19 protein-coding genes are annotated in these 22,549 nt (G+C 72.9%); 7 read left to right on the top strand and 12 right to left on the bottom strand.

Going from position 1 to position 22,549, the window contains the following annotated elements; all coding sequences use genetic code 11:
- Positions 1–374: 374 nt before the first annotated feature.
- The gene (locus ABT296_RS17830; RefSeq protein WP_351928211.1) at positions 375–1,382 is read right to left on the bottom strand and encodes a stage II sporulation protein M; all 1,008 of its coding nucleotides are present in this window, start codon (positions 1,380–1,382) and stop codon (positions 375–377) included.
- A 132-nt stretch (positions 1,383–1,514) separates the two neighbouring features.
- On the opposite strand from ABT296_RS17830, the gene ABT296_RS17825 reads away from it, so the two are divergent.
- Complete coding sequence (locus ABT296_RS17825) at positions 1,515–2,450, top strand: RDD family protein (RefSeq protein ID WP_351928209.1); 936 nt, start codon at positions 1,515–1,517, stop codon at positions 2,448–2,450.
- A gap of 34 nt (positions 2,451–2,484) precedes the next feature.
- On the opposite strand, the gene ABT296_RS17820 is transcribed toward ABT296_RS17825, so the two are convergent.
- Both ABT296_RS17820 and ahcY read right to left on the bottom strand, forming a co-directional pair.
- Entirely contained in the window at positions 2,485–3,099 is a 615-nt protein-coding gene (locus ABT296_RS17820) for a hypothetical protein (RefSeq protein WP_351928207.1), read from the bottom strand.
- A 128-nt stretch (positions 3,100–3,227) separates the two neighbouring features.
- Positions 3,228–4,685: an adenosylhomocysteinase gene (gene ahcY, locus ABT296_RS17815; protein ID WP_351928205.1), complete on the bottom strand. Its 1,458-nt coding sequence runs from the start codon at positions 4,683–4,685 to the stop codon at positions 3,228–3,230.
- Positions 4,686–5,045: 360 nt separating this feature from the next.
- On the opposite strand from ahcY, the gene lepB reads away from it, so the two are divergent.
- Positions 5,046–5,726 carry a signal peptidase I gene (gene lepB / locus ABT296_RS17810; RefSeq protein WP_351928203.1) on the top strand — a complete coding sequence of 227 codons (681 nt, stop codon included), beginning with the start codon at positions 5,046–5,048 and terminating at the stop codon, positions 5,724–5,726.
- A gap of 71 nt (positions 5,727–5,797) precedes the next feature.
- Here the strand turns inward: lepB and ABT296_RS17805 are convergent, their stop codons facing one another.
- The 6 genes from ABT296_RS17805 to ABT296_RS17780 all read right to left on the bottom strand — a co-directional run bounded on the left by ABT296_RS17805 (position 5,798) and on the right by ABT296_RS17780 (position 11,529).
- Positions 5,798–6,778, bottom strand: coding sequence for a cation diffusion facilitator family transporter (locus ABT296_RS17805; protein WP_351928201.1), 981 nt, complete (start codon positions 6,776–6,778; stop codon positions 5,798–5,800).
- Between the two features lie 166 nt (positions 6,779–6,944).
- On the bottom strand, positions 6,945–8,096 hold the full coding sequence (gene manA / locus ABT296_RS17800; RefSeq protein WP_351928200.1) for a mannose-6-phosphate isomerase, class I: 1,152 nt from the start codon (positions 8,094–8,096) through the stop codon (positions 6,945–6,947).
- 64 nt (positions 8,097–8,160) lie between these two features.
- A complete protein-coding gene (locus ABT296_RS17795; RefSeq protein WP_351928198.1) occupies positions 8,161–9,288 on the bottom strand; it encodes an SIS domain-containing protein in 1,128 nt (375 codons plus the stop codon).
- A gap of 29 nt (positions 9,289–9,317) precedes the next feature.
- Entirely contained in the window at positions 9,318–9,488 is a 171-nt protein-coding gene (locus ABT296_RS17790; protein WP_078633688.1) for a Trm112 family protein, read from the bottom strand.
- Between the two features lie 163 nt (positions 9,489–9,651).
- Positions 9,652–11,016, bottom strand: coding sequence for a phosphomannomutase/phosphoglucomutase (locus ABT296_RS17785; RefSeq protein WP_351928195.1), 1,365 nt, complete (start codon positions 11,014–11,016; stop codon positions 9,652–9,654).
- Positions 11,017–11,154: 138 nt separating this feature from the next.
- Positions 11,155–11,529, bottom strand: a complete 375-nt coding sequence (locus ABT296_RS17780; protein WP_351928193.1) for a DUF3499 domain-containing protein — start codon at positions 11,527–11,529, stop codon at positions 11,155–11,157.
- A gap of 341 nt (positions 11,530–11,870) precedes the next feature.
- Here ABT296_RS17780 and ABT296_RS17775 point away from each other — a divergent pair, with 341 nt between their 5' ends.
- Positions 11,871–12,323: a metallopeptidase family protein gene (locus ABT296_RS17775; protein WP_351928240.1), complete on the top strand. Its 453-nt coding sequence runs from the start codon at positions 11,871–11,873 to the stop codon at positions 12,321–12,323.
- Between the two features lie 27 nt (positions 12,324–12,350).
- Here the strand turns inward: ABT296_RS17775 and ABT296_RS17770 are convergent, their stop codons facing one another.
- From ABT296_RS17770 to ABT296_RS17760, 3 genes are all read right to left on the bottom strand, one after another.
- Positions 12,351–13,877 carry a DUF5719 family protein gene (locus ABT296_RS17770; RefSeq protein ID WP_351928191.1) on the bottom strand — a complete coding sequence of 509 codons (1,527 nt, stop codon included), beginning with the start codon at positions 13,875–13,877 and terminating at the stop codon, positions 12,351–12,353.
- Complete coding sequence (locus tag ABT296_RS17765) at positions 13,874–17,518, bottom strand: glycosyltransferase family 2 protein (RefSeq protein WP_351928189.1); 3,645 nt, start codon at positions 17,516–17,518, stop codon at positions 13,874–13,876. Before ABT296_RS17765 ends, ABT296_RS17770 begins: the two co-directional genes overlap by 4 nt.
- Before the next feature lie 182 nt (positions 17,519–17,700).
- A complete protein-coding gene (locus ABT296_RS17760; RefSeq protein WP_003975777.1) occupies positions 17,701–17,964 on the bottom strand; it encodes a WhiB family transcriptional regulator in 264 nt (87 codons plus the stop codon).
- Between the two features lie 712 nt (positions 17,965–18,676).
- Between ABT296_RS17760 and ABT296_RS17755 the strand changes: the two genes are divergently transcribed.
- The 4 genes from ABT296_RS17755 to ABT296_RS17740 all read left to right on the top strand — a co-directional run bounded on the left by ABT296_RS17755 (position 18,677) and on the right by ABT296_RS17740 (position 22,543).
- Positions 18,677–19,168, top strand: coding sequence for a cysteine dioxygenase (locus ABT296_RS17755; protein ID WP_351928187.1), 492 nt, complete (start codon positions 18,677–18,679; stop codon positions 19,166–19,168).
- A 42-nt stretch (positions 19,169–19,210) separates the two neighbouring features.
- Positions 19,211–20,170 carry a 2-phospho-L-lactate transferase gene (gene cofD / locus ABT296_RS17750; protein ID WP_351928185.1) on the top strand — a complete coding sequence of 320 codons (960 nt, stop codon included), beginning with the start codon at positions 19,211–19,213 and terminating at the stop codon, positions 20,168–20,170.
- Positions 20,167–21,480: a coenzyme F420-0:L-glutamate ligase gene (locus tag ABT296_RS17745; RefSeq protein WP_351928183.1), complete on the top strand. Its 1,314-nt coding sequence runs from the start codon at positions 20,167–20,169 to the stop codon at positions 21,478–21,480. Before cofD ends, ABT296_RS17745 begins: the two co-directional genes overlap by 4 nt.
- 61 nt (positions 21,481–21,541) lie before the next feature.
- Entirely contained in the window at positions 21,542–22,543 is a 1,002-nt protein-coding gene (locus ABT296_RS17740) for a DNA-3-methyladenine glycosylase family protein (RefSeq protein WP_351928181.1), read from the top strand.
- Positions 22,544–22,549: the final 6 nt, after the last annotated feature.

Here is a 22,549-nt window from a genome sequence, read left to right as displayed (position 1 = left end):
TCCTTTGTACTCACCCTCTCGGGCTTTCCTCCGGGCTGCTTCCCTTCGGTCTTGCGTTTCCGACTCTATCAGATCTTTCCGACCCGATTTCCTCGTTGCTTTCCAGGTTCTCGCTTTCGCGTTTCCCTTTCCGGCGGTTCCGACTTTATCAGAAGTTTCGCACCGGTCTGACCGGCCACTCTTTTCCGATTCATCGGGAGCGCTTCTCGACAGTCGAAAGTTCGACACTTCAAGAAGCGGATAGATTTTCATGGTCGCCGACCGGATCAGGTCCAGTCCAGGCAACTGTTCGAATCTACCTCCCCGATCGATCCGTGTCAACGGTTTTTTCGGGGCGAAGAGGAGACTAGCAGCTCATCAGGTGTGTCCGCACATCAAGCCGCGGTCGGGAGTGTGGCGCCGCGCTCGGCCTCCTCCACATCGCCCGTCTCACCGGCCCGCGCGGCACGGCCGCCGACGACATAGACGTAGGTCAGGAAGGCCAGCTCGGCGGCGACGCCGATGGTGATGCGGGCCCAGGTGGGCAGGCCGGAGGGGGTGACGAAGCCTTCGATGGCGCCGGATACGAAGAGGACCGCGGCGATGCCTATCGCCATGCCCACGGCTGCTCTGCCCTCCTCCGCCAGGGCCGTGCGCCGGGTTCGGGGACCCGGGTCGATGACGGTCCAGCCGAGGCGCAGTCCCGTGCCGGCGGCTACGAACACCGCGGTGAGTTCGAGCAGGCCGTGCGGCAGGACGAGGCCGAGGAAGGTGTCGAGGCGGCCGGCGGAGGACATCAGGCCGAATCCGATGCCGAGGTTCAGCATGTTCTGGAAGAGGATCCACAGGACGGGGAGCCCCAGGAAGACGCCCAGGACCAGGCAGAGTGCGGCTGCCTGGGCGTTGTTCGTCCACACCTGGGCCGCGAACGACGCCGCGGGATGGCTCGAGTAGTACGTCTCGTACTGGCCGCCGGGGCGGGTGAGCTCGCGGAGTTCGTCGGGCGCCGCGATGGAGGACTGCACCTCGGGGGTGACGCCGATCCACCAGCCCAGGAGCACGGCGACAAGGGTCGACAGGAGTGCGGTGGGCACCCACCAGTGGCGCGACCTGTAGACGGCGGCCGGGAAGGAGTGGGTGAAGAAGCGGGTGGCGTCGCGCCAGGAGGCGCGCCTGGTTCCGGTGACCGCGCTGCGCGCGCGTGCCACCAGTTGACTGAGGCGGCCGGTCAGCTGGGGGTCAGGGGCGCTGGACCGGATCAGGGAGAGATGGGTGGCCGTGCGTTGGTAGAGGGCGACGAGTTCGTCCGCCTCCGCGCCGGTCAGGCTGCGTCGGCGCCGGAGGAGGGCGTCGAGGCGGTCCCATTCGGCGCGGTGCGCGGCGACGAAGACGTCGAGGTCCATCGGTGTGCCTGCTCCTCGGCTGTTCGTCGGCGGGCCGTCATGGATGTCAGCTTGTCGTACTGAGGCGCGATGTGCCCTCAGCTTGGCAGACTGGCCGTTCCGGAGGCGGGCCAGGGGAAGGACGGCGCAGGCGTGAGTGAGCTGGTGACGGGCGAGGCGGTGGCGCTGGAGGTGAGCCCCGCGAGGCTGCCCAGCAGGGCGATGGCCGTGCTGCTCGATCTCGTCGTGGCCGTGGCCGTCTATGTCGCCGTGACGATCGCCCTGGTCGCCGCGACCGCTTCGCTGGACGACGCGGCTCGGATCGCGGTGTCGATCGCCACCTTCCTCCTGGTGCTCGTGGGTGCTCCGATCGCGGTGGAGACGCTGAGCCACGGCCGGTCGCTCGGGAAGCTGGCCTGCGGGCTGCGGGTGGTGCGGGACGACGGCGGGCCGATCCGGTTCCGGCACGCGCTGGTGCGGGGTGCGATCGGCGTCATCGAGATTCTGCTGACGTTCGGTGTCGTCGCGTGTGTCGCGTCGCTGGTCTCGGCGCGGGGGCGGCGGCTCGGGGACGTGTTCGCGGGGACCCTCGTCGTGCGGGAGCGGGTGCCGGTGGCGCGGAGCGGTTTGGTGCCGCCGCCTCCGCCGTGGCTGGCCGGGCGGTTCTCGGGGCTGGACCTCTCCGGGGTTCCCGACGGGCTGTGGCTCGCCGTCCGGCAGTACCTGACGCGGATGCGGCAGTTGGATCCCCGCGTGGGCCAGGCGATGGCGGAGCGGCTCGCGGTGGATCTGGCGGCGCGCACCGGTGCGCCGGTGCCGGAGGGTGTGCCGGCGGGGGCGTATCTGGCGGCCGTGCTCCAGGAGCGGCAGGCCCGGGAGGCGCGCCGGGCGTTCGGGCCCGGATCGGTGACTCACCCGTCGAAGGTGGGTCCGTCGGCCTCGGCCGGTCCCGGCGGGTACGGGAACAGACCCGGGTCCGCCTTCGTCGAGCCCGCGGCTCCGGGTGGGGCGCCCATGCCTGCCGTTCCGGCGTCCGAGGAGGATGCCGCTCCTGCGCGGCCGGGGACCGGGTTCGTCCCGCCTGCCTGAGCCCCTTCCGGGCAACGTGTGGCGGCCGGTCGGCTCAGGTGAAGGTGGACGGCGGGGTTTCGAGGTCCTCCAGCTCGATGCCGGGCGCCGCGAGGACCACGTCGCCGGCGATGTGCACGCTGTGCTGCTCGCCGGTGTCCAGGGCTGTGACCTGGTACTCCTCCACCGTCAGGGGGCCGTTGTCAGTGGCGTGTGCTTCTCTCTTCAGCAGGGCCCAGGACTGGTCGACGGTGCGCGGGGCGAGCACCGGGTCCGTGAAGGCGATCAGGCGTACGCGGGTGGCGGAGCCGGAAGGGGTGAGGCGCAGGAGACGGGCGGTGGCGACCAGGAACGCGGGGGACGTGCCGGTGAAGGCGTGGGCGCGCACATTGCCTTCCGTGGCGTGGGCCCCGGTGGGGTCGGTGCGGACCCAGGTGACGCCGTCGAGGGCGGCGCCGCGCACCTGCCAGGCGGCGGCGTGCAGTTCCAGACGGATGGGGCGGCCGAGTTCGTCGAGGGCGAGGTCGACGGAGCCGCTGTGATCGCCCGCGGGGGTGGTCAGCTGGGAGACGTAGCGCCAGCCGGAAGGGCCGGGCGCGCAGTGGAAGTGCTCTTCCGCGAGGGGGGTGTGATCGTGCGGATCGTGGAGCGAATAACGGCCGCGGGGCATGGGAGTCCTGGGTCTTGACGGGTTGCTCCGGCCGCGCACGCCGGACGGGCAGGCCCCCGACACGGGGGTGCGGGGGCCTGCCCTGAAGGACCTGCTGCGGGACGGGCGCGCCCGTCACGGAGTTCGGGTCAGTAGCGGTAGTGGTCGGACTTGTACGGGCCGTCGACCTCGACGCCGATGTACGAGGCCTGCTCGGGGCGGAGGGTCGTGAGCTTCACGCCGAGCGAGTCGAGGTGGAGGCGGGCGACCTTCTCGTCGAGGTGCTTGGGCAGCGTGTAGACGCCGATCGGGTAGTCGGCCTGCTTGGTGAACAGCTCGATCTGGGCCAGGGTCTGGTCCGCGAAGGAGTTGGACATCACGAACGAGGGGTGGCCTGTGGCGTTGCCGAGGTTCAGCAGGCGGCCCTCGGACAGGACGATGATGACCTTGCCGTCGGGGAACTTCCAGGTGTGGACCTGCGGCTTGACCTCGTCCTTGACGATGCCGGGGATCTTGGCGAGGCCGGCCATGTCGATCTCGTTGTCGAAGTGGCCGATGTTGCCGACGATGGCCTGGTGCTTCATCTTGGCCATGTCGCCGGCCATGATGATGTCCTTGTTGCCGGTCGTGGTGATGAAGATGTCGGCCTTGTCGATGACCTCGTCGAGGGTCGTGACCTGGTAGCCGTCCATCGCCGCCTGGAGCGCGCAGATCGGGTCGATCTCGGTGACGATCACGCGGGCGCCCTGGCCACGCAGGGACTCGGCGCAACCCTTGCCCACGTCGCCGTAGCCGCAGACGACGGCGGTCTTGCCGCCGATCAGGACGTCGGTGGCGCGGTTGATGCCGTCGATCAGCGAGTGGCGGCAGCCGTACTTGTTGTCGAACTTCGACTTGGTGACGGCGTCGTTCACATTGATCGCCGGGAAGAGCAGGACGCCGTCGCGCTGCATCTCGTACAGGCGGTGGACGCCGGTCGTGGTCTCCTCGGTGACACCACGGATCTCGGAGGCGAGCTGGGTCCACTTCTGCGAGCCGTCCGTGATGGTGCGGTGCAGGAGTTCGAGGATGACGCGGTGCTCGTCGTTCTCGGCGGTGTCGACGGCGGGGACCTCGCCGTCCTTCTCGTACTCGACGCCCTTGTGGACGAGGAGGGTGGCGTCACCGCCGTCGTCGAGGATCATGTTCGGGCCGCCGGTGGGGCTGTTCGGCCAGGTCAGCGCCTGCTCCGTGCACCACCAGTACTCCTCCAGGGTCTCGCCCTTCCAGGCGAAGACCGGGACGCCCCGGGGGTTGTCGGGCGTGCCGTTCGGACCGACGGCGATGGCGGCGGCCGCGTGGTCCTGGGTGGAGAAGATGTTGCAGGAGGCCCAGCGGACCTCGGCGCCGAGGGCGACCAGGGTCTCGATGAGGACGGCGGTCTGCACGGTCATGTGCAGGGAGCCGGTGACGCGGGCGCCGGCGAGGGGCTGGGCCTCGGCGTACTCCTTGCGGATCGACATCAGGCCGGGCATCTCGTGCTCGGCGAGGGTGATCTCCTTGCGGCCGAACTCGGCCAGGGAGAGGTCGGCGACCTTGAAGTCCTGTCGGCTGTCGACAGTCGTCATTGCGAGCTGCTCCTCGGGGTTGGGGCGAGGGTGGGTAGGGCTGGTCTGCGCGGCGGCGGACACAGGGGTCCCGAAAGAGGACACAGGCATGCCCGCGTGCGCGCAGCGCAGTCCGTCGGAGGCCCTCTCTCCCTCGGCCGGTCCGTGCCGGGACCGCCCGACCGCCATCAGCAGCGACGTCTGGCTCCGTCCCAAGCTACACCGGTCGGCCCCGGGGCCCCAGTCCGCCTTTAAGCGGATCAAGTCGTTCCGGGCGGGACGCAGGCCGTCCGTGGGGCCGGTGGCGGGCGGCCGGGGCGTGATCGCGGGCGGTCGTTACGCTCGGGCGCCGCGGAGGTTCCGCGTGGGGAGGGGCGGTCGATGAGGGCGGGAACGGCGCACCGTGTGCGGGTGGCGGCGTGGGTGACGGGGCTGCTGGGGATCGCGCTGGTGGCCGGATCGCTGGTGTGGCTGAGGACGGGCTATGTGCTGGCCACGGTGGGCGGCGAGAGCATGGCGCCGACGTACGCGGTCGGCGACCGGATCGTCGCCGAGCGGGTCGGCGGGGACGAGGTGGGGCCGGGTGATGTGGTGCTGTACTCGGCGCCGGAGCGGTACGGGCCCGGGCGGGACGTCGTGCAGCGGGTCATCGGGGTGGGCGGTGATCGCGTGGTGTGCTGCGAGAACCGGGACACGCCCCAGGAGGCGGTCACGGTCGACGGCAGGCCGCTGCGGGAGCCGTATGTGAGGGACGGCATCGCGGACGGGACGCACCGGTCGTACGACGTGACCGTGCCCGAGGGGCGGCTCTTCCTGCTCGGTGATCACCGGCAGAACGCGCGCGACTCGCGCTTCTTCGCCGAGGACCACGCGGGGACGGTTGCGGTGGACGCCGTGCGGGGGCGGGTGACGGACAGTCGTGCGGCACCGCTGCTGCTGGGTTCCGCCGCGCTGCTGGGGATGGTGCTCGCCGTGCTCGGGCTGGTGGCCGGAATCGCCGCGCGGGTGATGCGGCGGCGGCCGGTGGCGGTGGAGACGCAGTTGTGGCCGCGGAACCTGTGAGGCGGGTGCCGTGGGACGGCGAAGGGCCCGCCGGGGCGTTCCGGCGGGCCCTTCGTGCGGTGCGCGGGGTGTCAGTGACCGGCGGGGTCCGAGGACGGGCCGCCGGGGGTGGCCTCGGGGTCGGCGCCGCGGGCCGCCTCGGTCTCGCTGTAGACGTCGGGCTCCAGGTAGATGACGCGGGCGATCGGGACGGCCTCGCGGATGCGGGCCTCGGCGGCGTCGATGGCGGCGGCGACCTCGGTGGCCGTGTCGTCGTGCCGGACGGCGATCTTGGCGGCGACGAGCAGCTCCTCGGGGCCGAGGTGCAGCGTGCGCATGTGGATGATGCGGGTGACGGTGTCGCCGTCGACGACCGCGGCCTCGATCTTGTGGACGTCCTCGACGCCCGCGGCCTCGCCGAGCAGCAGCGACTTGGTCTCGATGGCGAGGACGACCGCGATCAGGATGAGGAGCACGCCGATGCACAGGGTGCCGATGCCGTCCCAGACGCCGTCGCCGGTGGCGAGGGCGAGGCTGACGCCGCCGAGGGCCAGGACCAGGCCGACCAGGGCGCCGAGGTCCTCCAGGAGGACGACGGGCAGCTCGGGCGCCTTGGCGTGCCGGACGAACTCCTTCCAGGACTTCTGGCCGCGCAGGACGTTGGACTCCTTGATGGCGGTCCGGAAGGAGAAGGTCTCGGCGATGATCGCGAAGACGAGGACGCCCACCGGCCAGTACCAGTGCTCGATCTCGTGCGGGTGCTTGATCTTCTCGTAGCCCTCGTAGAGGGCGAACATGCCGCCGACGGAGAAGAGGATGATCGAGACGAGGAAGGCGTAGATGTAGCGCTCGCGGCCGTAGCCGAAGGGGTGCTGCGGGGTCGCCTCGCGCTGGGCCTTCTTGCCGCCGACGAGCAGCAGGCCCTGGTTGCCGGAGTCGGCCAGGGAGTGGACCGACTCGGCGAGCATCGAGGACGAGCCGCTGAACAGGAACGCCACGAACTTCGCTACGGCGATCGCTAGGTTGGCGGCGAGTGCCGCCACGATTGCCTTGGTGCCGCCTGACGCGCTCATGTGGTCGCGGTGTCCCTTCGTACGTACGCCGTGCGGGGCCTGTCGCCCGTGGTGGCTTTGCCGGTCCTTTGCCGGTGGGTCATTGTTGCAGCCCGGTAAGGCCGTCAGGCGCCGGACCGTCCGAAGGGCCGGGCGGGGCAATCGCTTTGTGACCTCGGCCTGCGGGTCAGGCGACGACGGTGGCCCTGAAGACCGTGCCGGTGCCGGACACTTCGGCCTTTTCGCCCGCCGGGACGAACACGGACTCGCCCGGGGCGAGCGTGAGTTCGCCCGCGCGCACCGAGCCCGCCGTGCAGAGCAGGATCTGTGCCGTGGCTCGGGTGAGGTCGTGGGCGGCGGCGTCCTCGGGCAGGACGTAGCGGGAGAGCCGGAACTCGTCGATGGGCGTCTCGTAGACCTCCTCGCCGTCCGGGGCAGCCTCGGGGCGCAGGACGCCCGGGTCGGCGGCCTCGAAGCGGACGATGCGCAGGAGTTCGGGGACGTCGACGTGCTTGGGGGTGAGCCCGCAGCGCAGGACGTTGTCGGAGTTGGCCATGATCTCCACGCCGAGGCCGCTGATGTAGGCGTGCGGGATGCCGGCGCCGAGGAACAGGGCCTCGCCGGGCTGGAGTCGGACGTGGTTGAGGAGCATCGCGGCGATGACGCCGGGGTCGCCCGGGTAGTGGTGGGCGAGTTCGGCGTACGGCGTGTAGGGGCCGCCGAGGCGGTCGCAGGCGGCCGCGGCCTCGGTGACGGTGCGGGCCATGTCGTCGCGGTCGGCGGAGAGGATCGCGGTGAGCACCTCGCGCAGGGCCGCTTCCTCGGGGTGCGCGTGGAGCAGGTCGACGTACGGCTTGAGGGAGTCCACGCCGAGGCCGGCGATCAGGTCGGCGGCGCGGACCGGGTCGCGGAAGCCGCACAGGCCGTCGAACTCGGTGAGGGCGCAGATCAGTTCGGGCTTGTGGTTGGCGTCCTTGTAGTTGCGGTGGCCGGCGTCGAGGGGGACGCCTCGGCGTTCCTCGTCGGCGAAGCCGTCGCGGGCCTGGGTGAGGTCGGGGTGGACCTGGAGGGAGAGCGGGGCGCCGGCGGCGAGCAGCTTCAGCAGGAAGGGCAGGCGGGGGCCGAACTTGGCGACGCCCGCAGCGCCGAGTTCCTTCTCGGGGTCGGCGTCGACGATGTCGACGAGGGTGCCCCGGCCGGTGTGCGAGGGGGCGCCGGGGTGGGCGCCCATCCACATCTCCGCCTGCGGTTCGCCGGTCGGTTCGGTCCCGAGCAGGTGCGGGATCAGGGTGGTGGAACCCCAGGCGTAGGGGCGGACGGTGTTGTCGAGGCGGTCCATAGGGTTCTCTCTGCGTGCGACGCGGGGGTGGTCCGCGTGCGTCGGTCGGGGCGTCCGGGCCGGATCAGGCGCCCGAGGCGAGCGCCAGGTAAACGGCGGCGAAATCCGTGATGGCGATCAGCTCGGCGAGCGTCTCCAGTTCGTCGCCGGCCTCCGGTTCCAGCTCGCTGATCGGCGTGTCGTGACTCAGGGCCAGTTCACGGGCGCCGGGCGCCGCGCTGAGCCCGCCGCTGGGGCGGTCCCGGAGCAGCACCACGCACGCGTGCAGCGCGGGCGGTTCCTCCACCCGGTCGCGGAAGAAGTCGTCCGGATCGGCGCTGGCGGCCAGGGGGCCGGCGAGGAGGGCGTTGTGCGTGGCGAGCGCCTCGGGGAGTTCCGCGACGACCGCGGGGCGGCCGGAGAGTTCGGCGAGGGCGATGGCGAAGCGGCGGCCCGCGGGGCCGGCCGAGGTGCCCTCGGTCCAGATCACCGGGAGCGCGTCGGCGAGTTCCGCGGCCAGGGTCTTGGCGGGGTTGCCGTAGGTGGCGATGGCGGGCCCGCAGCGCTCGGCGACGCGGTCGAGGCGGTCGGCGACCTTCTCCAGGGCGTCGGCGGGCGCGGCCAGCAGGCCGACCCGGTCCAGCAGCGCGAGCAGCGGGGTGAGCAGCGCCCACAGGACGCCGGGCGCGGATGCGGCGAGGGGGGTGTCCTCCTCGTACGGCGCGGTCGCCATCGGTACGAACAGGCCGTGCGCGGCGACCAGTGCCTCGGCGAGCGGGGTGCGGGCCGGGGCGACGGCCACGACGGTGCAGCCCCGGCGGTAGGCCTGCTCGGCGAGCAGGGACAGGCCGGGTTCGGTGCCGTCCGGGGTGGCGATCAGGAGCAGGTCCACGGAGCCGGCCCAGCCGGGCAGTTCCCAGCGCAGGGCGCCGGCGGCGGGGGCCACGCCCGCGGGGGCCAGCCGGGTGACGGGGCTGCCCGCTCCGGCGAGGGCGCCGAGGAGGTCGGCGGCGCTGGTGGCGGCGGCGCCGGGTCCCGCGATGAGGACGGCGCGGGGGCGGCCGTCGGGTTTGAGCTCGCCCAGGCCCGCCTCGGTGGCGAGTCGGGCGGCGGTGCGGACCCGGGCGCCGGCCTCGGCGGCGCCGCGGAGCAGTCCGCGGCGGTCGGCCTGCGAGAGGGCCTCGGGGGTGTCGAGCAGCGATTCGTCGAGCACGGTCGGGAGCCTCCGGTCGCCGGGTGGGGTTACGCGGGTCGGCGGGCCTCGTCGACGAGGAGGACCGGGATGCCGTCGCGGACGGGGTACGCCAGGCCGCAGTCCTGGCCTGTACAGATCAGCTCGGCGTCCTGCTCCTCAAGAGGGGCGTGGCAGGCCGGGCAGGCGAGGATCTCCAGGAGACCGGCTTCGAGCGGCATGGGGGTCCTTCCGGGGGTGTGTCGGGGTCGCGGACGTGCCTGGTCAGGTTACCGCCGGGGCGGGTTCCTCGGGGGGTGCAGGGGGTGCCGTCGCGTCGGCCGGGCCCGCCGGGCACCCGGTCGGGAGGGGCGCCGCCCGGGCGGCGGCGCGCCTCCCGGGGGGTCAGGCGCGGATCAGGGCCAGGACCTCGTCCCGGACCTTGGTCATGGTCGCCTCGTCCCTGGCCTCGGCGTTCAGCCGGAGGAGGGGTTCGGTGTTGGAGGGGCGGACGTTGAACCACCAGTCGGCGGCGGAGACGGTGAGGCCGTCGAGGTCGTCGAGGGTGACGTCGTCGCGGTCCCGGTAGGTCTCGCGGATCGCGGTCAGGCGGGCCTGCTGGTCGGCGACGGTGGAGTTGATCTCTCCCGAGCCGACGTAGCGGTCGTACTGGCCGACCAGCTCCGAGAGCGGGCCGTCCTGGCCGCCGAGGGCGGCGAGGACGTGGAGGGCGGCCAGCATGCCGGTGTCCGCGTTCCAGAAGTCGGCGAAGTAGTAGTGCGCGGAGTGCTCGCCGCCGAAGATCGCGCCGGACTTCGCCATCTCGGCCTTGATGAAGGAGTGGCCCACGCGGGTGCGCACCGGTGTGCCGCCGTGCTCCCGGACCACCTCGGGGACCGACCAGGAGGTGATCAGGTTGTGGATGACGGTGCCCTTGCCGCCGTTGCGGGCGAGTTCGCGGGAGGCGACCAGGGCGGTGACGGCGGAGGGGGAGACGGGTTCGCCGTCGGCGTCCACGACGAAGCAGCGGTCGGCGTCGCCGTCGAAGGCGATGCCGAGGTCGGCGGACTCCTCGCGGACCCGGCGCTGGAGGTCGACGAGGTTCGCCGGGTCGAGCGGGTTGGCCTCGTGGTTGGGGAAGGTGCCGTCCAGTTCGAAGTACATCGGGACGAGGTCCAGCGGCAGGCCGGCGAAGACGGTGGGCACGGTGTGGCCGCCCATGCCGTTGCCCGCGTCGACGACGACCTTCAGGGGGCGGATGGAGGTCAGGTCGACGAGCGAGCGCAGGTGGGCCGCGTAGTCCTCCAGCGTCTCGCGCCGGGTGACGTCTCCCGTCGTCGCGGCGGCCGGCGGGGCGCCGGTCTCGCTCCACTGCTCCACCAGGGCGCGGATCTCGCTCAGGCCGGTGTCCTGGCCGACCGGGGCGGCGCCGGCGCGGCACATCTTGATGCCGTTGTACTGGGCCGGGTTGTGCGAGGCGGTGAACATCGCGCCGGGCAGGTCGAGGGCGCCGGAGGCGTAGTACAGCTGGTCGGTGGAGCACAGGCCGATCTCGGTGACGTCGACGCCCTGGGCGGCCGCGCCGCGCGCGAAGGCGGCGGACAGGCCGGGGGACGAAGGGCGCATGTCGTGCCCGGTCACGATCGCGTCCGCGCCGGTGACCCGGGCGAAGGCCGCCCCGAACAGCTCGGCGAGCGCCTCGTCCCACTGGTCGGGGACGACTCCGCGCACGTCGTACGCCTTCACGAGCTGCGACAGATCAACAGCCACGGCCAACCTTCCTGAAAAGTCCCATGGGAGTCCCCAAAGTACCCGCACCGGCCGTGGGCGGGCCGTGTGATCACCGAGTGGACCCCCAGCCGTAACGTCACCGGTCGCACCCGGCCGCGGTCGCGGGGTGACGCGAGGTCAGTTGTCCGGGGAGCGCAGGACCCTGAGATGGCCTCGGCGGGCGACCTCCATCGGGTCCGCCGTACGGGCCCCGCCGCCCGCCCCAGCGGTACGTTCCTGCGGGCGGGCCGCCTCGCGCACGGCGTTGGCAAGCGCTTCCAGATCGTCGCCGCTGGGGCGGGCCGGGGCGGAGCCGTCGAGGAGCCGGACGACCTCCCAGCCACGCGGCGCGGTCAGGCGCTCGGAGTGCTCGGCGCACAGGTCGTAGCAGTGGGGTTCGGCGTAGGTGGCGAGCGGGCCGAGGACCGCGGTCGAGTCGGCGTAGACGTACGTCAGCGTCGCTACGGCGGGACGGCCGCAAGCGGTGCGCGAACAGCGACGTACAGGGCTCACGACGTTGGACGGTACCGCACTCTTGAGCGGGCCGCGACGACTCTCCCTCAGCTCACTCCACCGTGTCGTGCGTCCGAACGCCTCACGGAGCCCTTCCGACGCACCTCCCTGACCTGCGGTAACGTCGATTTTCAGCCGTTCGGGCCGGATCTGGCCCAGTCAACACTCGGTACAAACAACGTCATTCACCTTGAATCGCCGGTCCGGGAGCGATATGGAATCGAGCCCGGCGAGGACCGGAACAGTCATCCGGTGGCATGGAATCCGGCGGGCACGGACCGGGGCCGGGCGGCCGTGTGGGCGCGGCGCGGGCTCCTGGCGAGGACTAGGCTTCACCGGTGATGGACAACCCCGTACCGCCCCGTGCCGCAGGCCGCCCAGGGCCCCGCCGTCGTGACCGTCACGGCCGGGGCATGCGTGGGCCGATCGCGCCGCCCCAGGTGCCGCTGGCCGCCAGCCGCGCCGAGGTCTTCGCCGACCTGGTGCAGGACTCCGTGGAGCGCCTGGAGCGCAAGTGGCCGCAGCTGGCCGACATGGACTTCCTGGTCATGGAGGTGCCGCCCACCGACGGGTCGGGGCAGAACTGGAACGACGAGGCGGTGCCCCTGGGCGGCGCCATCGCGGCCCGGGAAGGACGCCCCGCGCGCGTGATCGTCTACCGGCGCCCGGTCGAGATCCGCACCAAGGGCCGCGACGAGCGGGCGGCACTCGTGCACGAGGTGGTCGTGGAGCAGGTGGCGGAGCTGCTGGGCCTCACCCCGGAGACCGTCGACCCGCGGTACGGGGAGGACTGAGCCGGGGCCCGTCGGCCCCGGCCGCGGCTACTTCTGAAGCACCGACAGGTCCTGGTCGGCCTCCGGCACCTTCACCATGCCCCGGTCGTCCGGGAGGGTCTGGGTGGTGAAGGCCGGAACGTCCCCCACGGTGGAGGTCAGGGTGCGGGAGGCGTAGACCGGACCGCCCGAGACCGTTTCGACCGTGAGGGCGTAGGTGCCCTTCAGTCCGCTCGGGACCGGGACGGCGATCTTCTGGGTGGTGCCCTTCTTGACGGTGAACGTCTTGGTCACCGCCTTGCCGCCCTCGGTGCCCGCCGACGCCGTGACCTTCACCCGGGCCGTGGCGGTCGGGGCGGTCACCGACAGGGTGGTGCCCTTCTCGGTGTTCGCCGCCGCGCTCGCGCGGGTGCCGACCGGCCGGGTGGCCGGGATGAACGACGTCTCCTGGGCCTCGCCCTCGCCACGCACCACGCGCAGCGCGGCCACCACCGGGACCGATCGGGAGGTGGGGGTCAGGACCAGGGAGCCGGACTCGCCGCGGGTCACGTCGCCGAGGTCGACCGCGGCCGTCATGCCCGCCTTGACGTGCAGCGTCTCGTTGCCGGCCGGGGTGATCAGGCCGGTCGGGGAGGCCAGCTGGACCTTCAGGTCGGCGTCGGAGCCGTCGGGGGTGAACGCGATCAGCCGGACCGCGGTGGCGTCCTCGGGGATGCCGGGCATGACCAGGCTGCCGCCGGGGTCGGTGGAGGCGGCCAGCCAGTCGCCGCCGAGGCTGTCGTCCAGCGCCTGCACCGCGGCGCCGACGCGCCCGCTGCGGACGGTGACGTGCGCGGTGAGGTTGGTCTGCTTCTCGGCGGTGAGCGTGGAGAGCAGGACCGGCTCGGTGGAGTGCGGCTTGACCGTGATGCCGTCCGGGACGGTCGTCTCCAGCGCGCCGTCCTTGCTGTACAGCTTGATGTCGACGACGGCCGCGGAGTCGTCCGGGTTGGTCAGGTGAACGTAGTCCGTGCGCTCCGCCGCCGTGCTGGCACCGGGGAACCAGAACTCCGTGTCGGGGGCGGCGCAGTTGAGGCCCTGGAGGCCGCGTCCGGTGCCGGCCGTGACCTCGGTGGTCTGCTGCACGGTCCAGCCGGGCGCGAACCTGCCCTCGGCGGTGCCGACCAGCGCGGGCGCGTCGGCGCCGTTGGCGTCCTCGGCGACCGGCTTCCCCGGTTCCTTCGGGGCCAGGACGGGCTTCTCGGCCTTCTCGCCCTTGTCCTCGGTGTCCTTGTCCTCGGTGTCCTCGCCGTCCTCGGCGTCCGCCGTCGGGGACTGCGCGGTCGCGGCGCGGAGTGCGGCCTCGCCCTTGTCGTCCGTGCCCTCGGTGACGGGGGTGAAGGAGGTGTACGTCGTCTCGGCGAGGTCGGAGGTGCTGGGCGTCGGGCACAGCAGGCTGGTGCGCTCCACGGGCAGGACGGCGGCGGCCTCGGCCCGGTCCTCGCCGGACGCCTCCGGGGTGCTCATCGAGGCGAACCCGGTGACGGCGGCGAGCGCGGTCGCGCCGGCGATCAGGGAGAGGGTGGTGCGGTTCACTGCTGGCTCCCGTCCGGACGCTCGGCCCCGTGCTGGTGCGGCTGCTGCGCCGGGTCGTACCCGGTGTCGTAGCCCTGCTGGTAGGTCCCGTCGTAGGCGTTCTGGTCGTAGCCGCCCTGCCCGCCCGGCCCGCCGTACCCGTACGGGTCGTACGGGCCGGCCTGGTACGGATCGGCCTGGTAGGTCTGGTCGTAGCCGCCCGCCGGATACGCCTGGCCCTGCTGGTACCGGTCGCCGTAGCCGCCGTACTCGGGGGCGCCCGCGTAGCTCGGGGTGTCGTGGTCGCCGTAGGACTGCTGCGGGATCGGGGCGGAGGTGTCCTCCTGCGCGGGGGCGGGGAACTCCTCGGACCCCTCCTGCTCCTCCGCCTCGGCCTGGGCGCGCAGGCGGCGGGCGCGGCGGCCGTCGCCGGAGATGTCCTGGGCCGGGAGGGACGGCTCCTCGGGGAGGTCGTCGTCGATATCCCGGCGGCGGCCGGGCAGGGCGAGGACGACCAGGACGACGGCGAGGGAGCCCTGCGCCCACAGCCAGGCGGTGTGGCCGAAGGAGTCCTCGAAGGTGACGTCCAGCCGGCCGCCGGCGGCGGGGAGTTCGAAGCCCTGGGCCCAGCCGTCGACGGTGGTGCGGGTGAGCGGCTTGCCGTCCAGGGTGGCCGTCCAGCCCGCGTCGGCGGTGTCGGCCAGGCGCAGGGTCCGGCCGTCGGACCCCGCCGGGATCTCGGTGTGGATCTCGACCGGGCCCGCGGCGACGGTCTGCGGTTCACCGGAGCCGGTGACGATCGTGGCGCGCGCGACCTCCTGGTCGACCCGCCACAGCGCGCTGCCGTGCTGCTGGCTGAGCCGGTTCAGGCCGGGCGTGGCGTCGAGCACCCGGGTGACCTCGCGGGGCGCGCCCTTGTGGACGAGGACGTAGGCCACGGCGAACTGGCCGAGCTGGTCGGCCTGGTCGGCGCCGGAGCCGGCGACGAGGTTGGCGACGACCTTGTCCAGCCCGCTGTTCGCGCCGGCGACGGAGGCGAGTTCGGCGTCGCCGAGCCGGGCACCGGAGCCGCGGACCAGGGTGTAGCTCACATGGGCGGCGGAGTCGCTGTCGAGGACGAGGGTGCGGGCCTGGTCGCGGCTGCCGCTCTCCTCGGCGACGAACGCGGGCACCTGGACCGGGTCTCGTCGCTCCACGGGGCCGTCGGCGCCGCGGATCATCCAGCCGGCGGCGAGCAGCAGCGGGCCCGCCGCGGCCGCGAAGGCGATCAGCGCGGCCACCGGCTGGCGCCAGCCGAAGCTCTGCTCGGCCACCCGGGAGCGTGCGCCGTCGGCGCCGAGCACGGCGGCCGCCAGCAGGGCGATGCCGTAGACGAGGGTGGCGGGGCCGGCCCAGGTGGAGCCGTTGGACAGGACCGCGAGGACGAGGCCCACCAGGGCGACCGTCCAGGCCGCCCAGATGCCGAACTGGCGCTCCGAGCGCAGCAGGGCGGCGAGCGCGGCCAGCACGACGCCGATCAGCATCAGACCGCTGACCGTGCCGGGGCCGCCGGGGACCGCGCCGAGCAGGTCGAGGGCGGAGGCGGCGGAGGAGCCGTACTCCAGGCCGGGTTCGTCGAAGAAGCCGAACGGGAGTAGGGTCAGCGACCAGGGCGCCAGGACCAGCAGCGGGACGCCGAGCTGCGCCAGGAAGCGCAGGCCGTGGGCGACGATGTCGGCTCGGCGGACGGCGAGCACGGCCCCGCCGAGCAGCAGCGCGATCGGCCACACGATGGGCGTGAACGCGGTGGTGACCGTCAGCAGCAGGGCGTACGCCCAGGTGGCACGCCAACTGCCGCGCGCGCCGCCGGTGTTCGCCAGGCCGCTGGCGGCGACGCCCGCGCGGGCGAGGAGCGGCAGCAGGACGGCGAGGACGGCGGTGCCGATCCGGCCGCCGGCCAGTGCGCCGGTCGCCGCGGGCAGGAAGGCGTAGGCGATGGCGGCCCAGGCGCGCAGCAGGCGGGACTCGACGAGCGGGCGGGAGGCGAAGTAGGCGGTGAGTCCGGCCAGCGGCACCGAGCAGACGAGCAGCACGGTCACCGCGAGTCCGGTCGAGCCGAGGAGCAGGGAGGCCAGCAGCGCCACGATCGCCAGGTAGGGGGGCGCGGCGGCGGTGCCGCCGGCGCCGACCGGGTGCCAGGAGTCGAGGTAGCGCGACCACAGGTCGCCCGCTTCGGCCGGCGCGGGCAGCAGGGCGCCGCCCGCGAGGGCTCCGCCGCCGAGCAGTTCGCGGCAGGCGACGAGCGAGACGAGCAGCAGGGCGAGGAAGAGGACCGGGCCGGGCTTGCGGGCGATGCGCTTGAGCCGGGCGAACTGTTCGATCTCCAGGAAGTCCGCGTCGTCGCCGCCGGGTCCGGACTCGATGCCGCCGCCGTGCCGTCCGGCACCGGAGGTGGTCTCGGTGTCGGAGCTGCCGAAGAGGCTGCCTGCGGCCTGTTCCACGGTGGCCCGCACGGTCGCGCCGGGCGGCGGGAACAGGGGCCGCATCTCGTCCTTGTCGACGACCGGGCGGCCCCGGCCGCGCCGGCCGGCGATGATCCGCTCGGGCCGCAGCAGCACGCCCAGCAGGCCGCGGATCTCGTCGACGGCCTGTCCGGGCACCTTGCCCACGAGGTAGGCGACGGTCCTGAGCAGGGTGCCGAGGACCAGGCGCAGCAGCACCCAGGGGAGCACGGCCGAGCGGCTGTTGACGAGCAGGGTGTAGACGGCGCCGGCCTTGTCGACCTTGTGCGGGGAGGCCGTGGTGCGGCCCGCGCAGTCGACCGCGCGGCGCTCGCGGGAGGCCGCCTCGGCGTGGCGTACGACCGCCTCGGGGGCGATCAGGACGCGGTGGCCGGCCGACTGGGCGCGCCAGCACAGGTCGACGTCGTCCCGCATCAGGGGCAGTCGCCGGTCGAAGCCGCCGAGCTGTTCGAAGACGTCCCGCCGGATCAGCATGCCCGCGGTGGACACCGACAGCACGGACCGGACGTGGTCGTGCTGGCCCTGGTCCTGTTCGCGGCGGTCGAGGCCGGTCCAACGGCGGCCGGAGTGGGCGATGGAGACGCCGACCTCCAGCAGCTGGCGGCGGTCGTACCAGCCGCGCAGCTTGGGGCCGACGACGGCGACGTCGTCACGGCCGAGTTCGAGCTCGTTCTCCACGACGCGCAGCAGCTGGGCCAGGGCGTCGGGTTCCGGGGCGCAGTCGTCGTGCAGCAGCCACAGCCACTGCACCGGTTCGCCGTGCGGGAGCTCCGGCATGTCGTAGGCGTCGTCGCGCCAGGAGCGGGTGACCGGGTCCCAGCCGCTGGGCCGCCGCAGGTAGGGCAGGTCGTCGGGGGTGAGGACGGGCGCGGTGCGGGCCGCCTCCTCGACGGCCTGGCCGAAGCCGGTGCGCCGGGCGAGGTGCAGCACGCTGTCGGCGCCGAGGGCCTCGGTGACCAGCTGGGCGGAGTCGTCCGCGCTGCCGGTGTCGGCGGCCACCACGGACTGCACCGGGCGGTCCTGGCCGATCAGCCCGGCGAGGGCGTCGGGGAGCCAGCGGGCGCCGTCGTGGGTGACGAGGACCGCGGTCACCACGTGACGCGGGAACTCTGGCGTGGCAGCGGCGTCTTGACGGGCTGCCGAGTGGCTGTGCACGGACATCGAGGTACGGGCCCCGGTTCGGTGGACTGTGGTGGACGCCTGTGCCCCGAGTGGGCGGCGGGGCGTCTCGGACGAGCGACCACACTATCGGCTGACCATGGCGACGGCCCGCCGCCTGTGGATAACCCACCTGCGACGGGCCGTCGGCTACGTCCGTATATGCGGTTTGTGCGCGCGTCCGGTCAGACGGCGGCCTTCTTCAGCCTGCGGCGCTCCCGCTCCGAGAGGCCGCCCCAGATGCCGAAGCGTTCGTCGTTGGCGAGGGCGTACTCGAGGCATTCGGAGCGGACCTCACAGGCGAGGCAGACCTTCTTGGCCTCGCGGGTGGAGCCGCCCTTCTCGGGGAAGAACGACTCGGGGTCGGTCTGGGCGCACAGCGCGCGCTCCTGCCAGCCGAGTTCCTCGTCCGCGTCGTCGACCAGCAGTTGCTGCACCAGCTCGGTCATGTGCGCCCCTCGTCTGTCTTTCGCGTCCCCGTGATCTAGCCGTTACCGATGCCGGCTGAACGACACGAGTGAAATTACAAGTGTGCTGCTCCGGGCGAGTCAAGCCGAGATCTGCTATTGGGCCCCTTATTCACTCTGCGGAACCAAGGCCTAGCGGAAAGTGTTCAAATCGGCATAAACCTTGACATGCAGACAGCACCCACGAAGGGCCCCCAGGCCGTACGGACCTAGTACGAAGAAGGACGCCCAAGCGTTCGATCTCGTTCCGACACGCGCGTCGAAGCGAACCGGATCACAGTCGGATCACGGGACACCGGCGAGGTTCGCGCACCCGGTTGTGCGCCATGTGTCCCGGCCACCCCATGAACAAACCTTTCGCCAGTCAGATGAACCGGATGAGGTGAAACATGTCCCACATACCGGGTGTCGAGTTGACAGTGAAGGTGTGAACCGCTGTCCTTGTGGGCATGCTCGCGAACTTGGCACTCACCTCGACCCGCACCGCCGGGTCCGTCGGTGCTGCCCACGCTCGCTGTAGCTGTTGTTGCTGTTCCGGCTGTTGAGCCCATCGCGCTCCGGCCGCTCTGAGTCCACCGCGACTCGGCTGCTTGTTCCCCTCGCCCCACCCGGGCACCTCTGTCGCCCGTGATCCGGGCCGACGGTCCGTGACACCCAGCCACCCCCCACTCTCCGCCGAGGAACCACCGCACCCATGAACAGCGACAGCGACCTCCAGATCGCCGGCGACATCCTCGAAGTCCCGCACCTGCTCCAGGCCCCGCGCGAGCACCCGGCCACCGTCGCCGAGTTCGCCGGCCTGGCCCGCTCCATCGCCGCCGACCGCTCCCAGTGGGAGCACCTCGTCCGCTACGACGCCACCACCCGCTGGTACCACCGGCTGCGCACCGGCCCCGGCTACGAGGTGTGGCTGCTGTCGTGGGTGCCCGGCCAGGGCAGCGGACTGCACGACCACGGCCCCTCCTCCGGCGTACTGACCGTCCTGGAGGGCGCGCTGACCGAGCGCACCGACCGCGGTACGCGCACCCTGGCCCCGGGCTCGCAGCGGGTCTTCGCACCGGGGTACGTGCACGAGGTGATCAACGGCGCACTGGAGCCCGCGGTCAGCCTGCACGTCTACTACCCGGGCCTGACGGAGATGCCGATGCACAGCCGGTGCGCCGCGGAGGCGGTCCGCCTCCCGTGACCGCCTGACGCGTTGTCGGACCCGCCTGCCATGCTTGCTCCCATGCGCATTGTGGTTCTGGCAGGCGGCATCGGCGGTGCCCGGTTCCTGCGCGGTCTGAAGCGGGCCGCGCCGGACGCGGACATCACCGTCATCGGCAACACCGGCGACGACATCCACCTCTTCGGGCTGAAGGTCTGCCCGGACCTGGACACGGTGATGTACACCCTCGGCGGCGGCATCAACGAGGAGCAGGGCTGGGGGCGGGCCGAGGAGACCTTCCACCTCAAGGAGGAACTCGCGGCGTACGGCGTGGGCCCGGAGTGGTTCGGGCTCGGCGACCGGGACTTCGCCACGCACATCGTGCGGACCCAGATGATCGGCGCCGGGTTCCCGCTGAGCGCGGTGACCGAGGCGCTGTGCGACCGCTGGAAGCCCGGGGTCCGGCTCATCCCGATGAGCGACGACCGGATCGAGACCCATGTCGCCGTGGAGATCGACGGCGAGCGCAAAGCGATCCACTTCCAGGAGTACTGGGTGCGGCTGCGGGCCTCCGTCCCCGCCGAGGCCGTGGTGCCGGTCGGCGCCGAGCAGGCCAAGCCGGCGCCGGGCGTGCTGGAGGCGATCGCCGAGGCCGACGTCGTGCTGTTCCCGCCGTCCAACCCGGTCGTCTCCGTCGGCACGATCCTCGCCGTGCCCGGCATCCGCGAGGCGATCGCCGAGGCGGGCGTGCCGGTGGTGGGCCTGTCCCCCATCGTCGGGGACGCGCCCGTGCGCGGGATGGCCGACAAGGTGCTCGCGGCGGTCGGGGTGGAGTCGACGGCCGCGGCGGTCGCCGAGCACTACGGCTCGGGGCTGCTCGACGGCTGGCTCGTCGACAGCGTGGACGCCGGTTCGGTGGAGCGGATCGAGGCGGCCGGCATCCGCTGCCGGGCCGTACCGCTGATGATGAGCGACCTCGACGCGACCGCGCGGATGGCCCGGGAGGCGCTGGACCTGGCCGAGGAGGTGCGGGGAGCGTGAGCGAGGCGTCCCCGGGCGGGTACCGCGTCTGGGCCGTGCCCGGGCTCCCCGAGGTCACGGCGGGCGACGACCTCGCCAAGCTGATCGCGGCCGCGGAACCCGCGCTGGCCGACGGTGACGTCCTGCTGGTCACCTCCAAGATCGTCTCCAAGGCGGAGGGCCGGATCGTCGAGGCCGCCGACCGGGAGGCCGCGATCGACGCCGAGACCGTGCGGGTGGTGGCCCGGCGCGGGACGCTGCGGATCGTGGAGAACCGGCAGGGCCTGGTCATGGCCGCGGCCGGCGTCGACGCCTCCAACACCCCCGCCGGGACGGTGCTGTTGCTGCCCGAGGATCCGGACGCGTCCGCGCGGGCGGTCCGGGAGGGGCTGCGCGACGCCCTCGGCGTCGACGTCGGGGTGGTCGTCACCGACACCTTCGGACGACCCTGGCGCTCGGGGCTCACGGACGTGGCGATCGGCGCCGCCGGAGTGCGCGTGCTCGACGACCTGCGCGGGGGCACCGACGGGTACGGCAATCCGCTGAGCGCGACCGTCGTGGCGACCGCGGACGAATTGGCCGCCGCCGGCGACCTCGTCAAGGGCAAGGCCGCCGGGCTGCCCGTCGCCGTGGTGCGCGGACTGCCGCACGTCGTGGTCGGCGAAGGGCACGGCGAGGGTGCCCGGGCCATGGTGCGCGGCGGGCACGACGACATGTTCCGGCTCGGCACCTCGGAGGCGGTACGGCTGGCGGTCACCCAGCGCCGTACGGTGCGGGCCTTCACCGGGGAGGCCGTCGACCCCGGTGCGGTGCGGCGGGCCGTCGCCGCGGCCGTCACCGCGCCCGCGCCGCACCACACCACGCCCTGGCGGTTCGTCCTGCTGGAGTCGGCGGAGTCCAGGGTCCGGCTGCTGGACGCCATGCGGGACGCGTGGATCGCGGACCTGCGGCGGGACGGCAGGAGCGAGGAGTCGATCGCCAAGCGGGTGCGGCGCGGGGACGTCCTGCGCAACGCGCCCTACCTGGTGGTGCCGTGTCTGGTCATGGACGGCTCGCACACCTACGGCCACGCCCGGCGCGACGCCGCCGAGCGGGAGATGTTCGTGGTGGCGGCCGGGGCCGGGGTGCAGAACTTCCTGGTGGCGCTGGCCGGTGAGCGGCTGGGGTCGGCCTGGGTCTCCTCGACGATGTTCTGCCGGGACGTCGTGCGCGAGGTGCTGGGGCTGCCCGGTGACTGGGATCCGATGGGGGCGGTGGCCGTGGGGCATCCCGCACAGGAGCCGCCGGCCCGTGCTGAGCGGGACGCGGGGGACTTCATCGAGGTGCGCTGACGTACGGCGGCTTCGGCCTACCCTCGTAGGACTGCTCCCTCACTCCCCCGGGACCTCATTCGTGGCTGGACGTTTCTCGCCCCGGCCCACCCGTACGACCGTGCGGGGTGGGCAGGTCGGGGTGCCCGCCGGGGCGCCGCGGCAGGCCGCGGTGGCGGGGCGGGTGCGGAGCTGGGTGCCCGAGGGGCCGCTCGAACTGGGGCTGGTGCTCGGGCCGTTGCGGCGCGGGCCCGGGGACCCGACGTTCCGTACGACGCCCGACGGGTCCGTGTGGCGGGCCTGCCGTACGCCGCTCGGGCCCGGCACCCTGCGGGTCGCGCTGCGGGGGACGACGGTACGGGCCGAGGCGTGGGGGCCCGGGGCGGAGTGGCTGCTGGACGGGGTGCCCCGGCTGCTGGGCGCCGAGGACGATCCGGAGGCGTTCGTGCCGCGGCACCGGGTGGTCGCGCTCGCCCGGCACCGGCGGCCCGGGCTGCGGCTGACCCGCACCGGGCTGGTGCTGGAGTCCCTGATCCCCTCGATCCTGGAGCAGAAGGTCACCGTCGACGAGGCGTACCGGGCCTGGGGAGCGCTGGTGCGCAAGTACGGGGAGCCGGCGCCGGGTCCCGCGCCCGAACGGATGTCCGTGATGCCGGAGCCGCGGACGTGGGCGTTGATTCCGTCGTGGGAGTGGCATCGGGCCGGGGTCGACAACAAGCGGGCGTCGACGATTCTGCGGGCCGTGCGGGTCGCTTCGCGGATGGAGGAGGCGGTGGGTCTGGGGCCGGAGGAGGCTCGGGCTCGGCTGGAGGTTGTGGCGGGGGTGGGGCCTTGGACCTCCGCGGAGGTGGTGCAGCGCAGTCATGGGGCGGCGGATGCGGTGACGGTGGGGGATCTGCATCTGCCGGGGATCGTGGGGTTTGCGTTGGCGGGGGATCGGGATGCGGATGATGCGGTGATGTTGTCGTTGCTGGAGCCTTATGCGGGGCAGCGGCATCGGGCCGCTCGGTTGATTCTGTTGAGCGGGCGGGTGCCGGGGCGGCGGGCGCCGCGGATGCCCCGGGGGGATATCGGGCGGTTGTGAGGGGGG

This window comes from Streptomyces sp. NPDC000983 (genome assembly GCF_040299205.1).
GTDB lineage: Bacteria > Actinomycetota > Actinomycetes > Streptomycetales > Streptomycetaceae > Streptomyces.
The sequence above is the reverse complement of the archived record's forward strand: the minus strand, read 5'-3'. Positions and strand labels throughout refer to the sequence as shown.

Excerpts from the sequence above, each read along its gene's own strand:
- ABT296_RS17830 (WP_351928211.1), bottom strand. The coding sequence starts at position 1,382 with ATGGACCTCGACGTCTTCGTCGCCGCGCACCGCGCCGAATGGGACCGC.
- ABT296_RS17820 (WP_351928207.1), bottom strand. The coding sequence starts at position 3,099 with ATGCCCCGCGGCCGTTATTCGCTCCACGATCCGCACGATCACACCCCC.
- ahcY (WP_351928205.1), bottom strand. The coding sequence starts at position 4,685 with ATGACGACTGTCGACAGCCGACAGGACTTCAAGGTCGCCGACCTCTCC.
- lepB (WP_351928203.1), top strand. The coding sequence starts at position 5,046 with ATGAGGGCGGGAACGGCGCACCGTGTGCGGGTGGCGGCGTGGGTGACG.
- ABT296_RS17805 (WP_351928201.1), bottom strand. The coding sequence starts at position 6,778 with ATGAGCGCGTCAGGCGGCACCAAGGCAATCGTGGCGGCACTCGCCGCC.
- manA (WP_351928200.1), bottom strand. The coding sequence starts at position 8,096 with ATGGACCGCCTCGACAACACCGTCCGCCCCTACGCCTGGGGTTCCACC.
- ABT296_RS17790 (WP_078633688.1), bottom strand. The coding sequence starts at position 9,488 with ATGCCGCTCGAAGCCGGTCTCCTGGAGATCCTCGCCTGCCCGGCCTGC.
- ABT296_RS17775 (WP_351928240.1), top strand. The coding sequence starts at position 11,871 with ATGGACAACCCCGTACCGCCCCGTGCCGCAGGCCGCCCAGGGCCCCGC.
- ABT296_RS17765 (WP_351928189.1), bottom strand. The coding sequence starts at position 17,518 with ATGTCCGTGCACAGCCACTCGGCAGCCCGTCAAGACGCCGCTGCCACG.
- ABT296_RS17760 (WP_003975777.1), bottom strand. The coding sequence starts at position 17,964 with ATGACCGAGCTGGTGCAGCAACTGCTGGTCGACGACGCGGACGAGGAA.
- ABT296_RS17755 (WP_351928187.1), top strand. The coding sequence starts at position 18,677 with ATGAACAGCGACAGCGACCTCCAGATCGCCGGCGACATCCTCGAAGTC.
- cofD (WP_351928185.1), top strand. The coding sequence starts at position 19,211 with ATGCGCATTGTGGTTCTGGCAGGCGGCATCGGCGGTGCCCGGTTCCTG.